At 37.3% G+C, this 15,003-nt stretch carries 15 protein-coding genes and 1 riboswitch; of the genes, 8 read left to right on the top strand and 7 right to left on the bottom strand.

The window, feature by feature from the left end; all coding sequences use genetic code 11:
• Window positions 1-32 precede the first annotated feature (32 nt).
• Together ACFX4N_RS19595 and ACFX4N_RS19590 are read right to left on the bottom strand one after the other, a co-directional pair.
• Window positions 33-1,493, bottom strand: coding sequence for an O-antigen ligase family protein (locus ACFX4N_RS19595; RefSeq protein ID WP_377262170.1), 1,461 nt, complete (start codon window positions 1,491-1,493; stop codon window positions 33-35).
• Between the two features lie 676 nt (window positions 1,494-2,169).
• Window positions 2,170-3,015 carry a hypothetical protein gene (locus tag ACFX4N_RS19590; RefSeq protein ID WP_377262167.1) on the bottom strand — a complete coding sequence of 282 codons (846 nt, stop codon included), beginning with the start codon at window positions 3,013-3,015 and terminating at the stop codon, window positions 2,170-2,172.
• 427 nt (window positions 3,016-3,442) lie between these two features.
• Here ACFX4N_RS19590 and ACFX4N_RS19585 point away from each other — a divergent pair, with 427 nt between their 5' ends.
• Window positions 3,443-3,889 carry a VanZ family protein gene (locus ACFX4N_RS19585; protein ID WP_098900824.1) on the top strand — a complete coding sequence of 149 codons (447 nt, stop codon included), beginning with the start codon at window positions 3,443-3,445 and terminating at the stop codon, window positions 3,887-3,889.
• A 68-nt stretch (window positions 3,890-3,957) separates the two neighbouring features.
• Here ACFX4N_RS19585 and ACFX4N_RS19580 read toward each other — a convergent pair whose 3' ends face one another.
• Window positions 3,958-5,691, bottom strand: coding sequence for a phospho-sugar mutase (locus tag ACFX4N_RS19580; RefSeq protein WP_377262163.1), 1,734 nt, complete (start codon window positions 5,689-5,691; stop codon window positions 3,958-3,960).
• Between the two features lie 203 nt (window positions 5,692-5,894).
• Here ACFX4N_RS19580 and ACFX4N_RS19575 point away from each other — a divergent pair, with 203 nt between their 5' ends.
• Both ACFX4N_RS19575 and ACFX4N_RS19570 read left to right on the top strand, forming a co-directional pair.
• Window positions 5,895-6,242 (top strand): helix-turn-helix domain-containing protein, encoded by a 348-nt coding sequence (locus tag ACFX4N_RS19575; RefSeq protein ID WP_377262160.1) that lies wholly within the window; start codon window positions 5,895-5,897, stop codon window positions 6,240-6,242.
• 116 nt (window positions 6,243-6,358) lie between these two features.
• Window positions 6,359-6,445, top strand: a riboswitch (cyclic di-GMP riboswitch).
• 20 nt (window positions 6,446-6,465) lie between these two features.
• Window positions 6,466-6,588, top strand: coding sequence for an anti-repressor SinI family protein (locus tag ACFX4N_RS19570; protein ID WP_098792494.1), 123 nt, complete (start codon window positions 6,466-6,468; stop codon window positions 6,586-6,588).
• 49 nt (window positions 6,589-6,637) lie between these two features.
• On the opposite strand, the gene ACFX4N_RS19565 is transcribed toward ACFX4N_RS19570, so the two are convergent.
• Complete coding sequence (locus ACFX4N_RS19565) at window positions 6,638-7,429, bottom strand: histidinol-phosphatase HisJ family protein (protein WP_377262157.1); 792 nt, start codon at window positions 7,427-7,429, stop codon at window positions 6,638-6,640.
• Between the two features lie 296 nt (window positions 7,430-7,725).
• On the opposite strand from ACFX4N_RS19565, the gene ACFX4N_RS19560 reads away from it, so the two are divergent.
• Complete coding sequence (locus tag ACFX4N_RS19560) at window positions 7,726-8,220, top strand: HPP family protein (protein WP_377262154.1); 495 nt, start codon at window positions 7,726-7,728, stop codon at window positions 8,218-8,220.
• 98 nt (window positions 8,221-8,318) lie between these two features.
• Here ACFX4N_RS19560 and ACFX4N_RS19555 read toward each other — a convergent pair whose 3' ends face one another.
• Both ACFX4N_RS19555 and ACFX4N_RS19550 read right to left on the bottom strand, forming a co-directional pair.
• Entirely contained in the window at window positions 8,319-9,776 is a 1,458-nt protein-coding gene (locus ACFX4N_RS19555) for a zinc ribbon domain-containing protein (RefSeq protein WP_377262151.1), read from the bottom strand.
• A gap of 63 nt (window positions 9,777-9,839) precedes the next feature.
• A complete protein-coding gene (locus tag ACFX4N_RS19550; protein ID WP_377262148.1) occupies window positions 9,840-10,751 on the bottom strand; it encodes a zinc ribbon domain-containing protein in 912 nt (303 codons plus the stop codon).
• Window positions 10,752-11,127: 376 nt separating this feature from the next.
• On the opposite strand from ACFX4N_RS19550, the gene ACFX4N_RS19545 reads away from it, so the two are divergent.
• From ACFX4N_RS19545 to hag, 4 genes are all read left to right on the top strand, one after another.
• Complete coding sequence (locus ACFX4N_RS19545) at window positions 11,128-11,832, top strand: DUF969 domain-containing protein (protein ID WP_013055804.1); 705 nt, start codon at window positions 11,128-11,130, stop codon at window positions 11,830-11,832.
• Entirely contained in the window at window positions 11,833-12,798 is a 966-nt protein-coding gene (locus tag ACFX4N_RS19540) for a DUF979 domain-containing protein (RefSeq protein ID WP_328242948.1), read from the top strand. It abuts the gene before it with no gap.
• A gap of 14 nt (window positions 12,799-12,812) precedes the next feature.
• On the top strand, window positions 12,813-13,454 hold the full coding sequence (pcp, locus tag ACFX4N_RS19535) for a pyroglutamyl-peptidase I (RefSeq protein ID WP_377262144.1): 642 nt from the start codon (window positions 12,813-12,815) through the stop codon (window positions 13,452-13,454).
• A gap of 229 nt (window positions 13,455-13,683) precedes the next feature.
• Window positions 13,684-14,508, top strand: a complete 825-nt coding sequence (hag, locus tag ACFX4N_RS19530; protein WP_107917819.1) for a flagellin Hag — start codon at window positions 13,684-13,686, stop codon at window positions 14,506-14,508.
• Window positions 14,509-14,567: 59 nt separating this feature from the next.
• On the opposite strand, the gene ACFX4N_RS19525 is transcribed toward hag, so the two are convergent.
• Window positions 14,568-14,999, bottom strand: coding sequence for a peptidoglycan-binding domain-containing protein (locus tag ACFX4N_RS19525; protein ID WP_098792501.1), 432 nt, complete (start codon window positions 14,997-14,999; stop codon window positions 14,568-14,570).
• Window positions 15,000-15,003 lie beyond the last annotated feature (4 nt).

Below are 15,003 nucleotides of genomic sequence, written 5' to 3'. Positions count from 1 at the left end.
CCTCCCTTATCCACTAAGCGGCTTCGACAAGTTTAATCCTGCTTTGAATCATTTTTTTCTATTTTTTCATTAATAATTTTTGAAAATAGACCTAGAAGCAACCAAAAAAACATTGCATTAGTTTTAATCTCAAAGTTAGGACCAAAAAGACCTGACAAGGCAAAACAGATTGTAATGGCAGTTGTTGTTAGAAATATTGTTTTATATTTACCTGACAAAGTACCTTTAATAAATGCGCTAATAGCTAGTGAAAACCATAAAACCAAAATTAATATCATTCCTGGTACTCCTAGTTGTCCTATTACAGATACCCAGTTCACATCTGCTATATAATTTAAAAAATTATCTTTTAGTCCTAGAGAATAATATAGAGTTGTATATTCATCTAAAGAGAACATTGCACCAAATGTCCCTAATCCCATACCCCAAAAATGATTCTGCATTAACCACGGGCCAACATTCAGAAGGTAGTACATTCTAAAGTTAACATTTTGTTGAGCATTATATGTTGCCGGATCAAATAATGAAGTGAAAAGTTCAAAAGGGTTACGACCATTTACCTCTAGATTTAAATTAGGCATAAACCAATATGCAAGAAGTGAGAGCATAATTACTACATACATTACTATAAAAGTGAATTTTAAATTTAAAGCTCTTTTCAGTGAAGCAAACAAGAGAATTAAAGCACCTATAATAAAAAGCACTAAAGCTTGCCGCGAAGTTGAAATAAAAATCCCAACGACAGAGAGGCTAACAGCTATAAAAGTGAATTTATCTTTCTGATCGTAAATATATTTAGCAAGTAGAACTATTGCAGCAAAACTAAGGAACATTCCGTATTGATCATAACGTCCAAATGTACCTTGTACACCAAAAAGTGAATCTTTCATGATACCATTTGCTCCAAATGAATTCCAGTACGAAGGAGCGATTTTCTTACCTACAATTTGTAAAATTCCTAACACACCTTGAAAAATGGTCATTATAACTAACATTTTAGATAAGTTTTTAAATACTACAATTACATTTGAAGTATTTAATCGAATGATCCAATAAATCAATAACCCGCGAAAAAACAATCTAAACCCAGCAGCTACATTAAAAAATTCGGATTCATGAATAATCGATGTTGAAATTGCCCATAACACTACTATGAATAGACAATAGTCTACAATGTTAAGCTTAGGAAGTTTGAAGTTGTTTTTTATAATCATAAAAGCAATGATTAGTATAAAGAGAGCCTCAGGACCTGCACCCAAAATGTTATCAATATTTATAGGCAGCCACGCTAAACAGAATCGCTCTAATGGCAAATAAATAAGTGTACCTATGAATACAGGATAAGGCTTTAGATATGTTAAAACCATTAAAGCAGGCAATAAGATAACCGCTAACAGTACTACAGGATTAATGGCAACCCCTATCCCTAAAACTATGCCTATTAATATCGTTAATGAGATTAATGGTATTTTTCTTTGAGTTAATGAGTACAAACTAAAAAACACCTTTCTATTAATTTTTTCTTTGATTTTTTGATTTTACCATTTCTTACTTTTAATAGGAAGGTGTTTTTATAAGTTGCAAATTACCGCTTATTTTTTTGTTTAATTTCTTCCTTTTTCATTATCCATAGAGGACCTGCTGAAAAAGAAGCCACAATAATCCTCCCATAAAAAATTATTTCCATACTTTCTCTCCTTTTAGAAAAAGTATCTTATTTACTTTACTAATACTTCCATGATTTCAAAAAAGTATTTTTACTTTCTATACTGTTCTCCCTGTTGAACCCTTCCACACTGAGCCATTCCGCCAAATTGGTTTATTTAAATTTGCATCAAAATACTAAAACCTGTTGGAACTGTAATAGGGCGTTGTGCTGTTATTCCTGACGTTACAGACTTAATACCTTTCCACCCTGTATTGCTTATACCAGTCGTTTTTACATAATAAGTTGAAGCTTCTACACCGTTATTACACAGATATAAACTGCCTTGATTTGCGGTTACATTCCCTTCCAGAATTTAATTTTCAGCATATATACCCGCCCCTGCTCTTTGTGGAAAAAACACCTGTTGAATTTATTGCTACCCTACTTAAATCAACATAATTAGTACCGGCTGAAGCGATATCTGTTAAATTCCCTTCAAAGAAGTTAGGGGCGAAGAACCATCAGGCATCACCAGCTCCTTGTAATATAGCAACAGCTCCACTAATGTTATTACCACTAAATTGACAACCAATTAGAGATACACGCTTGGTGTTGTTGGATTTAATAGCATACTTATTATTTTCAAATAAGCAATTAAAAAATGTAATACCTTCTGCAACTGTATCATCACTAAGAACCATGTCAATAGCTGTATCCCCAGAGTAAGTAACTATATCATGATTTTTGATATGAGAACCTATAAACATAACATTATAAACGTTTTTACCTCTCTTCATACCCGTTCCATAGTCATTGCCTATAGCTTCACCGTACATATTGACACCATCTATAATATTTCCCAGTCCAATCAATTCGATGCCAATTCTATTCCTTTGGACAATAGTATTATATAAGTTTAATTGACCACTGTTTCCTATTACTGCATTTACATAAACACCATGTTCATTAACAGTCGCATTGACTTGAGCTGTTTTTAAATTTATCTGAAAGAAATCTTCAATGTAACTGGCTTTAGCGCTGACATTAAAATAACTTGTAATCTTTAAATCTTCTAAATTCACCAAGTTAATGTCTCCTAAAGCAGTTGCAGAACCAATAATCTCAGCATTTTTGATTGTGACATGTGTCTTTGCATCAACCGCAAATCCTGTTCCGCCTATGATTTTAAAACAATAATCATTTGTATAATCATATATTTTTGTATATTTTGCGAATTCTAATATTTGTCCTTGTCTCAGAGTGATAGGCGTTTGAATTCTATATGCAACCTGTGGCTTAGGAAAATAAACCTCCTGATTCATTCCTGCTGCAGCAACTATGGATTGAATAAAAGGGGCATCGTCCACTACTCCATCACCCGTTGAATCAACAAATTTATAGTCCAATTTTTTATTTAAAGTATTTATTTTGTTACCTTTGTCATCTAGGTGTGCTTTTAAAATAAAAAAAGTAGTACCTTTTTCACCTATAACAACATATTATTCCAACCAAAATATATTTGGTATTTTTTCTTTTTTGTGAAAAATTCGATTTTTTACCATTATGAAATAGAACTTAACTTCAAGCCTTAAATCTCTTCCTTTATACAATTATTACAATAATAAAAAAAAGTTTTGTATCAGAATTAAAAATATGCTAATCTTTTTTCATAGTAAATATATTTTCTGAAATCAATTTATATTAGCGAATAAATGATGTATTAAGACATGTTTAAATTAAACATTAGAATTTGACTTATTTATCTTAAATTTAATTATAATAGAAGGTATTATTATGACTAAACGTGTTTTATTAATTATTTTACTTATATCTATCTGCAAATTCTCTCATACCCCCCATCTATTAGTAACTAATCCTTCTACATGGACAAATTCTCCTGTTTGGGATCATAATGCGACGCTTTGGTCCAATTTACGTCCTGGCAGTGAATTTTATACGTCGTATACGTACGGGTTTGATGTAGAGTTTATCCTCCGAAAAATTGCCCATCTTTCTTTTTTTGGCATGCTGGGGCTGCTTTTTTACTGGAATTTAAAGGAACAAAGATATCGTTATGTGAAGGCATGGTTTTGTCTCGCAGCATTTGCCTTCTTAGATGAAGTTCATCAGGCTTTTATTATTGGCCGGGATGGCCGGATTGTTGATGTGTTGATTGATTCGTTCGGAGCAGCTTTAATGTTATTTATCTTGTATAAAATGAGAAAGTCTTCGACACGATAGATTCATAGGGGTTGGCGGAAGAATAGATATACAAATAAAAAAGCATGAGACACTAGCCCTATGCTTTTTTATTTGTATATAATATTTTCTGCTACACTCATTACGTTTGCTTGGATTTTCTGTAACCGCTTCTCACTTCCATTCTCCGTAGGTTGCTTCACCCCAAAATAAAACTTCACTTTCGGCTCTGTACCTGAAGGGCGAATCGCAAACCATGAGCCGTCTTGCAGCCAAAATTTGAGCACATTTGATGAAGGCAAGTCCATCATTTCCTGCTGCGCGGTGAGTAAGTTGATGCTCTTCCCGCTTTGGTAGTCTTCGATTTTCCCGACCGCTGTGCCTGCTATTCCTGCCGGAGGATGCTCGCGGAATTGGCTCACAATGCGGCTGATTTGTTCGGCTCCATCTTTTCCTTTTAGCGTGAAAGACGTGAGAGCCTCTTTGTAGTACCCGTATGTTTCATACAGTTGAATTAACCCGTCATAAAGCGTCATTCCTTGCTGCTTGTAATAAGCTGCTGCTTCAGCAATCATTACCGCTGCCTGTACAGCATCTTTATCACGTACAAAGTCACCAATTAAATAACCATAGCTTTCTTCGTAGCCAAATTGAAAGGTTTTCGTTTCTTCTTGATTATACTCTTCGATTTTTTCGGCAATGTATTTAAAACCTGTGAGTGTATCTATTGTTTGCACACCGTAATCTTCTGCGATTGCCCGTCCTAACTCTGATGTAACAATTGTTTTAAGTATCACGCTGTTGTCTGCAAGCATGCCTTTTTCTTTTTTCTGTAACAGCATATAATACAGCAGCAAAGCGCCTGTTTGATTTCCTGTAAGCAGTACGTAGTCACCGCTGTTATTTTTCACAGCCACCCCTAGGCGATCAGCATCTGGATCTGTGGCTAGTAAAAGGTCCGCTCCTGTTTTCTCTCCATATTTTATGGCTAACTCAAAAGCCTGCGCTTCTTCTGGATTGGGCGAAGAAACTGTTGAGAAGTTGGGATCTGGCTTCGCTTGTTCTTTCACAATCCTCATATTTTCAAAGCCAAAAGCTTGAAGTGCTTGCGGCACGAGCTTATGTCCCGTACCATGCAGCGGTGTGTAGACAATATGTACTTTTGCTTTTGCTGCGTCTTCATTTAGCTGCGGGCTTTTCACATAGTCGAGGTACAGATGATCCAAATTTTCTCCGATATAGCTTAGCAGATTTTGTCTCATCAGTTCACGTTCTTCTTTTACTTTCAGCAGCAGTTCGTTTTGTATCTCGTTCATATGCTTGACGATGACATCAGCCGCTGCAGGAGGAAGCTGTGCTCCGTCTTCTCCGTATACCTTGTAGCCGTTGTATTCTGCCGGGTTGTGGCTTGCTGTAATCATAATGCCTGCGTAAGCCCGAAGGTAACGAACGGCAAATGAAAGCTCTGGTGTTGGCCGCAGCTCTTGGAATACATATGTCTTAATATCGTGCACCCCTAATGTTTTGGCAGCTTCTAAGGCAAATTCTGATGATTGATGGCGGGAATCATACGCAATCACTACTCCTCGTCTTTTTGGTTCAATTCCGTTTCTTTCAATATATTTTGCAAGTCCAGTTGTGACTTTTCGAATACTGTAGATATTCATGCGGTTCGGTCCCGCGCCAAGCTCGCCTCTCATGCCTCCTGTTCCAAATTCCAGCTGTTTATAAAACGCATCTTCTCGTTCACGTTCCGTCATGTCATTCATTTGTTTTTTTAATTCACTTTGTAATTCATTATGATTAATCCATTTGTCCCATTCGTTGTTCCACGTCCCGTTCATCTCTCCTGTCTTGTGTTTATCTATTAGCATTGTGAACGGTTTATATGAACTAGATATGAATTTCACCAGAGACCTTTGTATCAAAATGATTTTAAAGTTAAAAATATTTTTTTGATAAAGAACATTTTTTAGTAGAAACACGTACTGAATAAGTGTATATGCATTATAATGAACAAAAGACATACGAAAAGGACGGGCTGAATGTGGTAGGAGCCAAAATTAAAAGTTTGAGATTAAAAAAAGGATATTCCATTACACGACTAGCTGAAAAGGCCAAAATTTCAAAATCATATTTATCTCATTTAGAAAAAGGGCTAAACAATAACCCTTCTCTTCACATGCTAAATAAAATTGCGTCTTCTCTTAATACAACGGTTGATGAATTAATTGAAGCTGAAATTAGTCATCCTGTATCATCTTCAAAACCATTTATTAACAAAGAATGGCTTTACTTAATTGAGCAAGCAATTAAAGACGGCATGACCAAAGAAGAGTTTGTGGAATTTCAATGTTATTTAAAGTTCCGTAAAATGAATGACCACACAAATTGACTGAAATTTACTAATTTTTTAATTCCGTTATGAACATCGACCTATTTCGACATTTTTTATTAATAGTATGTTATACAATAGCCCTAAGTTACAAATATGATAACTATTACAAATTCTCCAGATAAGGGCAAAACTATTGAAAAATAGTGACGCAAAGCTTCAGGTCTAAGGCCGCTTATGGCTATGATGGCTGAGTTCCCTGGCAAAGGGTGGATGAACCGTAATGAAGAAGGAAAATATACTGTCAATTGATCATGAATGGGTTAACCTGATGCAAGAAGCTCGTACACTAGGGCTGACCGTGGAAGAGGTCCGGAAATTTTTATCGGAATTCAAGCGTAATTGAATATAAAAAGCATGCTCTGGTTTGAGCATGCTTTTTCCAATTTTACCTTTCAAATGCGAATTCCTTTTGCCTCACGTTGATCAAACGTATAAATCTCCGTAAATCCGCACTGTTTCGCCATTTCAACAGCTTCTTTCATATGTGCTCCTACTGTTTCCGCAAAGTGTGAATCCGATCCAATCGTTAAGATTTCTCCGCCTAAATCGCGGTACAGCCAAACAACTTCAAGCGCCGGCAATGCTTCGCCCAGCTTCCCTCTTATACCTGAAGTGTTGATTTCAATTCCGATATTGCGCTCGATTGCTTTTTTCAAAATATCCGCTAAAATGTCTTTGAATTGATGAAAGTCGTAAATGCCGTATTGCTCAAACGCATAGCGCTTCATTAAATCTAAATGAGCCAACACATCAATATCTGCGTCGCTTACTAACTTATACATTTCGTTAAAATAAGCGCGGTAAATCGCTTCTTTATCATTTAGCTCCAAATGCTTGCGAAGCTTGATATTATTAATGTTGTGAACCGAGCCTAAAATAAAATCAAAGTTCTCCTGCTTCATTGTTTTTTGATACTCATCTTTTAAATAGTGCGGCTCACAAATTTCAATTCCTTTTTTAATCACTAGCTGACCTTGAAACTGATCTCTGCATTCCGCTAGTTCTCGTTCATATTTATCAAAATCCATATGACCATACGTTGGCGCTAATGGATTTAATGAAAAGTGCTCGGTAAAACATATTTCGTTTATGCCGTTTTTTATAGCCTGTTCGCACACTTCTTTCATGACTGCCTGTGAGTCAAATGAATTGTTCGTGTGATGATGATAGTCTACTAGATACATAATTTAGTCACCTCTAGGTTTATTATACATTTCTCTTGCCTTCCCTGCACATAGAGACCCTTTTCTCCGCCTATCCCACCTTTGTTCGGTCATAAAAAGTATTTCCAATAAAAAAAGACGTTTTTCCTCTTCCAGTAATCTTTTTTTTCTTATAAACTAACTTAATATAGCAGATGTTCTGACATACAACTTGACAAACAACTTTTACTTACAAAAGAGAAAGGAAATAAGAAATGGAAATTGAAAAGAGTTTTTCTCAAAGCAAAAGCCCCTTTCTGTCTTACTTAAGCTCTTATATGAAAAAGATGAAAGGAGAACTGAAAGAAGAACCGAAAATTAATTACAGAGATGCAGTCGTTTCTTCTTTAGGAGGCTTAATTGCGATTATCATCAGCAGCTCGATTGCACTCGCGCTTGGATATCCAATGGCCCTTGCTCCGATTGGCGCAAGCTGCGTGCTTATCTTTGGCGCTCATAAAGGTCCCTTGTCACAGCCGCGCCACGTACTTGGAGGGCATTTGCTCGCAACGATTTCAGCACTTATTATTTGGAGTTTATTTCATCGGAGCCTCATTACGATTGCGATTGTACTTGCGTTTGTTCTTATTTTAATGATTCTTACCAAAACCGTTCACCCTCCCGCTGCAGCTAGCGCAATTGTAGCGATTAACACAGGGGCCGGCTGGGGATTTTTAGGGGTTATTATGATTTGTGCGTGTGTGATTGTACTGATTTCTACCGTGTATAACAATTTATTTCAAGATCGGCAGTATCCCAGGTATTGGGTTTAATACATAAAAAAGACGTCTCCTCATAGAAGACGTCTTTTTTATTTGTTTTTCCTTACTACACTATGTGTTTTGCTGTTTCAGGGTTCATTTAGTAGCTTTTACTTTACTTCAGTTGAACTAATAAGTTGATAAACCCCTAGACTTCCATCAGATAACTCTTTTACTTTATGAATACTGTTAAATTTTTTGTATTTAACAGATCCGTCTCCGTACGAAATATCATACTCTTCTGTTGTATATACTTTATAGATAGAATCATCAATTTTTGTTACTCTATTTACGTTAAAGCTTAATAAATTTTCTGTTATTCCCTTTTTGATTAAGTAAGCTGTATAGTCTTTTTGCTCCTTGTATTTCGGTCCGTTAGAATCGATATAAGGCTCTGCAATAGAGAAGTCTCCACTGTTGATTGATGAAATTGTAGCGTACATATATTGTTCAATAAAACTAGAAACTTCGCTAGTAGATACTTCAGAATCAGCTTTTGAATCTTGGTCATCCGACTGTTCTTCCTTAGAAGGGGCTAATGCTTCTGCCGTATTTTCTTCGTCAAAATTAAGCGCAATATCTTCTATTCCTTTTTTGATTGATATTTCTTCCGTTTTCTTTTCTCCAGAATCAAATTTACGTTTTGCATATACTTTTACAGAACCATCCATTGGCAGTGGACCTAGATAATCAATATCGCCAATTTCTGTTTTTGTATCTTTGCCATTAACGTACAGCGTCGCGTCATCATAATCTGAAGAAACGTATACCGCATGATCTGACCAATCAAATTCCACGTTCACATCTTCTCCGTTGGTGGCTTCAATCTCTTGTTCGTTTTCAACTTTTCCATAATCATTTTGAACTTCACCTTTTACCGTATGGGTCCCAGGTAAAAATGGTCCAATTTTTTTAGAGGAGTCACTGCTTACCGTTCCAGCTTTTTGACCGTCGATATATACTGCCGTTGCATCTTCCGTAGACTGAATTTTTGCATATACAGGGTTTACTTGTACCGTGTAATGATCAAAGATTCCCCATTTCTTTCCGTCTTGTTCTAACTTAGCATATGAAGAGTGATCTTCGCTTGGAACTCCTGCTTCAAGCGCTCTGCTATCTGCCGCTAACCCTTCAGAGATTGATTTCATTACATCCGGATTTTCATGCAAATATGTAATAAAGGATTTTGTTTGCTCATCGTTGGCTTCTAGTTGAATTTGACCATCATTTACATATTGTTTTACTTTATCAACATCATTGCCTTTTACTGAAGCAATAAATTTTTCTGACACGGCTTTAGGCGCCATCATTGTTTTATCTATTCCGTAATAAGCGCCGCCAAGTATAGCAGCTGCTGCTATAACTGAAATCGCAATAACCTTTGTTTTTTTATTTGGAGGTTTTACCGATTCTCTCCCTTCCTCTACTGAAGGTGATGCGGATTCTACGTAACGCTGTGATTGTGCTCCTTGGCTAGAAGTCTCCTTTCTTTCGACGGGATGTCCACACTCTGGACAGAATTCATGCTCATTTGCTAACTGATGGCCACACTCTTTACAATATCCCAATTTCTACACTCCTTTTTATAGTGTTATGAAAAAGCACCGCTGTGCACGATGCTTTCTGTCGGCTTAAAATAGATCATTTAATTCATTGCTGTTTCCCATTCTCGTAATAATGGTTTTGGCTTCTTCTCCTAAACCATTCGCAATAAACGTCAGCACAATCGTAATTACTACATACACAATAAGAGTGCTATAGATACGATCTAACCCACTTGTTCCGCTTTGCTTGAAGCTGGCAATCGTGAATGGAACCACAAGGAAAATACTCAGCAAACCAAAATTCATAAAATAAGAGAAGTATTCAACATGGAGAAATGCAAGCACAAGTCCAATTAGAAGAAGCGCTGTTGGAATAATCATAAACGTGCCAAAGCGTGAGAAAAATTCTTTAAAGGAAACGTCTACTTTTCCAAACTTTGCTGCAACATATGTTGCTCCAATAATAACCGCGAGTCCGATAAAAATGAAAATCCCTTGCTTAAAGACAAAATCGGTAAAATTAAAATGAATAATGCTATTGATATCTGTGGCTTTTATTAAATCAGTGCCCGTATTAAAATCCTCCATGTCGGATGGAGCCAGCTCTTCACTGATAATAGGAAGTTTGAACATGCTTCGAACAAATTGAATCAATAATAGCTTCCAGCCTACATACAGCATAATAGGTATACTAAGAGCATAAAGAATGACCGTGATAAGAGCATTAACGAATTGACTTTCACCTGCTGCGTGCGCTGTAGCTGTTGGATTTTTAATTCCTTCTGTAAAATAACTAAAAAATGATTTTGACACTTTTTTCGCCTGACGAACACGCTGATTAGGCTGTTGAGGCACATACGCTGTTTGCGGCTGAGATTGAGACTGATATTCGGATGCTGCTGCCGTCTGGCTTACAGCTGCCTCTTCTTGTAATTTATGACCGCATTTCACGCAAAACTTCCCTCCATCATTAAGATGGCCGCAATGTGAACAATTCAAATGCTCCTTCCCCCTTCAATAAATTGTTTAAAATATAGTCATATAGTTTTACCTATATGTAATCTATATAATTCTATATTCTTACCTTTTAGCATTATACACCATTTTTGGTATTTCAGGAGAGGTGTTTTCAGCAGATCAGCTTAAAAAGTTTCTGCCCAAACTTCTTGGCAAAATTCTCTCTTTTATTTCTACATGCATGTTGTGTATAAACCTTCTTTTTATGCTTTTAGTTCACCAATATAACTATTTTATGTCTTAACTATCTTGTTTTAATTTTCAGAATTGTTTATACTCAAAACATCTTTGTTTTTTTAGAAAAGCAATGGAGGTGAATTTACAGCACGATTTATACATACTCAGGGGGGATTTTTTTATGTTGAAATTAATTGGGGTTTTGTTAGTGGCAGTGGGATTTTTATTTCGTCTAAATACACTGCTTGTGGTGACTGTTGCGGGCATCGTGACAGGCCTTGTATCAGGCTTGTCGCTGCATGAAGTAATTACGATGTTCGGACAGTTCTTTGTAGATAACCGCTATATGTCGATGGCTATTTTACTTACTCTTCCTATCTTCGGCGTGTTAGAAAAATACGGGTTAAAAGAACAAGCAGAAGTGCTGATCAAAAAAGCCAAAAACGCTTCTTCTGGAAATGTTTTACTTATATACCTTTTCATCCGTGAAATCTCAGCCGCAGTCGGCTTAAATATCGGCGGACACGCTCAATCCGTGCGTCCGTTAGTTGCACCTATGTCTGAAGGGGCAGCTCGTGCAAAATACGGAGAGCTTCCTCCTAAAGTAAAAGAAGATATTCGCGCCCACGCAGCGGCAGCTGAAAATACAGGCTGGTTTTTCGGAGAAGATATCTTTATTGCAACGGGTGGAATTCTCTTAATGAAAGGTTTCTTTGACTCAGTAGGCATTCACGTAGACGTCTGGGATATGGCGCTTTGGGGTATTCCCACTGCAATATCAGCTCTAGTAATCAGCGCTATTCGTTTCCGTCAATTAGACCGACGTATTCACAAAAAAATGACGAAGCACAAACCAACATCATCTTCAAAGACGGAGGCGAGTTAAATGAAAAGCATCCTGACACTTGATACGATTTACTACTTACTCGGTATTATTGTCGCTTTTATCGCGATTCGAATTGCACGTGACCCTAACCATCCTAACCGTTTAGGATCTTCCCTATTCTGGGCGCTGTTTTCCATTACGTTTTTATTTGGCAACGTGATTCCGCCTTTTTATGTAGGGTGCTTAGTTATTATCATGGTGCTGCTTGCTTCGTTTAACCGCGTGACTAAATCCAATGAAGCGGAAACACCTGCTGAAGAACGAGTGGCTCACGCACAAAGATTAAAGAATAAAATCTTTTTACCAGCTTTATTTATTCCTATTTTTACGATTATCGGTACCCTTCTCTTTGGCAAAATTAAATTTGGAAACTGGGCGTTAATTGATCCAGAAAAGGTCACGTTAATTTCACTGGCAATCGCTGCTGTCATTGCTTTTATCGCTTCAATGAGCGTCACAAAAGCGAAAATGGACGTGCCTGTTAAAGAAGGAAGCCGCTTGCTTCAAGCAGTCGGCTGGGCAGTTATTTTACCGCAAATGCTGGCAGCACTTGGCGGTATCTTTTCAAAATCAGGCGTTGGAACAGTAGTCTCGGATATTGTAAGTGATGTACTGCCGACTAACTATGCATTTGTTGCTGTACTTGCATACTGCTTGGGGATGCTGTTATTTACGATTGTAATGGGAAATGCATTTGCGGCGTTTGCCGTTATTACTGGAGGCATTGGACTTCCGTTGATTGTACACATGCACGGAGGAAATCCAGCGATTATGGCGGCTCTTGGCATGTTTGCTGGCTACTGCGGAACGCTCCTTACGCCAATGGCAGCCAACTTTAACGTCGTACCAGCTATGCTGCTTGAATTAAAAGACAAAAACGCCGTGATTAAAGCTCAAGTGCCAATTGCTTTATCCGTTTTTGTTGTTAATACGTTATTGATGTACTACCTTGTATATCATTTTTAAAGGAGACTAATAGAATGACAACTGTATTACTAACCGGCTTTGAACCATTTGAAGGTGAAAGCATTAACCCGTCCTTAGAAGCTGTCAAAGCTTTAGACGGTGTAGCTGTTGAAGACTATCACATTATTGCTAAGCCTCTTCCTACTGTGTTTGGCGAATCAATCGCAAAGCTTCATACGTATATAGAAGAAATTAGCCCTTCCATCGTCATTTGCGTTGGACAAGCAGGGGGCCGAGAAGGAATTACCGTCGAACGCATTGCGATTAACGTAGACGACGCGCGAATCCCTGACAACATTGGCCAGCAGCCCATTGATCGCTCTATTATCGAAAACGGTCCTGCCGCATACTTTTCGACACTGCCCATCAAAGCAGCTGTCGAAAATCTGCGCCAAGCAGGCATTCCAAGCAGCGTCTCTCAAACCGCTGGAACATTTGTCTGTAACCACGTATTTTACGGACTCATGAACATGATTCAAAACTGTTCGATTAAAGGTGGATTTGTTCATATCCCTTACCTTCCTGAACAAGCCGTGAATCATCCAGGGAAAGCGAGTATGTCGCTGGATTTGATTGTGCAAGGGTTGCTTTCCATCGCAAAAACCACAATTGTAACGGAAGATGATATTTTAGTTTCAGGCGGAGCTACTCATTAATGCTAAAGACCAGTTCATATAGAGAACTGGTTTTTCTTTTTATATACGCACAAATTTTTTATTTAATAAATTAATGGAAAGTATAAACAACCTCACCTCTCAGTCGATATATAGTATGAACATATTTTCCAAAGATGTTCGATTGCTTTTATCCCTTCTCAAAGCGGGACACTTCTTGCATACAAGGATGTAAACCAAGAAGTAAAACTATTATACGGAGGTAAGGAAAATGAGAATTAATCACAACATTACAGCTTTAAACACGTACCGTCAGTACAACACAGCTAATAATGCACAAGCAAAATCTATGGAGAAATTATCTTCTGGTCAGCGTATTAACAATGCAGCTGATGATGCAGCTGGACTAGCTATTTCTGAGAAGATGCGTGGGCAAATTCGTGGGTTAGACCAAGCTTCTCGTAATGCGCAAGATGGTGTTTCCATGATCCAAACTGGTGAAGGTGCATTAAACGAAACACATTCTATTTTACAACGTGTTCGTGAGTTAGCTGTCCAATCAAGTAGTGATACTAATACAGCAGATGACAGAGCGGAAATTCAAAAAGAAGTAAATGATTTAGTAAGCGAAGTAGATAGAATTTCTGGTGATACAGAATTTAACACTCAAAAACTGTTAAATGGTGAAGGCGGAACCAGCGGAACATTTACGTTTCAAATTGGTGCAAACAGAAATCAAACTATCGATGTGACATTTGCTAGTATGAAAGCTAGTGACTTAGGGATCGATGGCCTTGACTTAGGAACAGATGCGAGTACTTCTTCTACTGCAATCGAAACAATCGATGGCGCAATCAAAAAGGTATCTGATGAACGCGCTCAGCTTGGCGCTAAACAAAATCGTTTAGAGCATACTATTAACAACTTAAATGCTTCATCTGAAAACCTAACAGCATCTGAATCACGTATTCGTGATGTAGATATGGCAAAAGAAATGATGGAACAAACGAAGAATTCAATTCTATCTCAAGCTTCTCAAGCTATGCTATCTCAAGCTAATCAACAGCCACAAAACGTCCTTCAGTTATTACGTTAATAGAAAAGCGGGCTTTCCTAGGAAAGCCCGCTTTTATTTAACTTTTTCTATACAAACTATTATAAGCTATTGCTAGTAGATTCAGCTGTTCCTTCTGCATTCTTGCCCGTATTTACTAAAGCTTCCCACGTCTTGGGACCTACAACACCGTCTGCTGTATAGCCGTTTTTCACTTGAAACTCTTTTACTGCCTGTTCCGTTTGTAGACCGAAGAAGCCGTCTGGATTAAGACCCAAAGATTTTTGAACAACTTTGACTTCTTCTCCTGCTGATCCTTTGCCTAAAGCTGCAACACTGCTGAGTGATAGAATTTGAGTCTTATCTTCTTCTTTTGCCTTTGCTTGCTGCATTAAGCTAGCATATTCTTTTATTCTTTTTTCTTCTGCCAGACTCAATGTTTGTGTATGTTTGAAGTTAGACATGATAAAAAAGAATCCTGCGACGATAATAATTGGGACTATTATTTTAATAAGATTTCTTACGACAGTCATTGTA

The sequence above is a fragment of the Priestia sp. YIM B13551 genome (assembly GCF_042787905.1).
In the GTDB taxonomy this organism is placed as follows: Bacteria; Bacillota; Bacilli; order Bacillales; family Bacillaceae_H; genus Priestia.
Note: the sequence above shows the minus strand (reverse complement) of the source record. Positions and strands in the feature narration are given on the sequence as shown.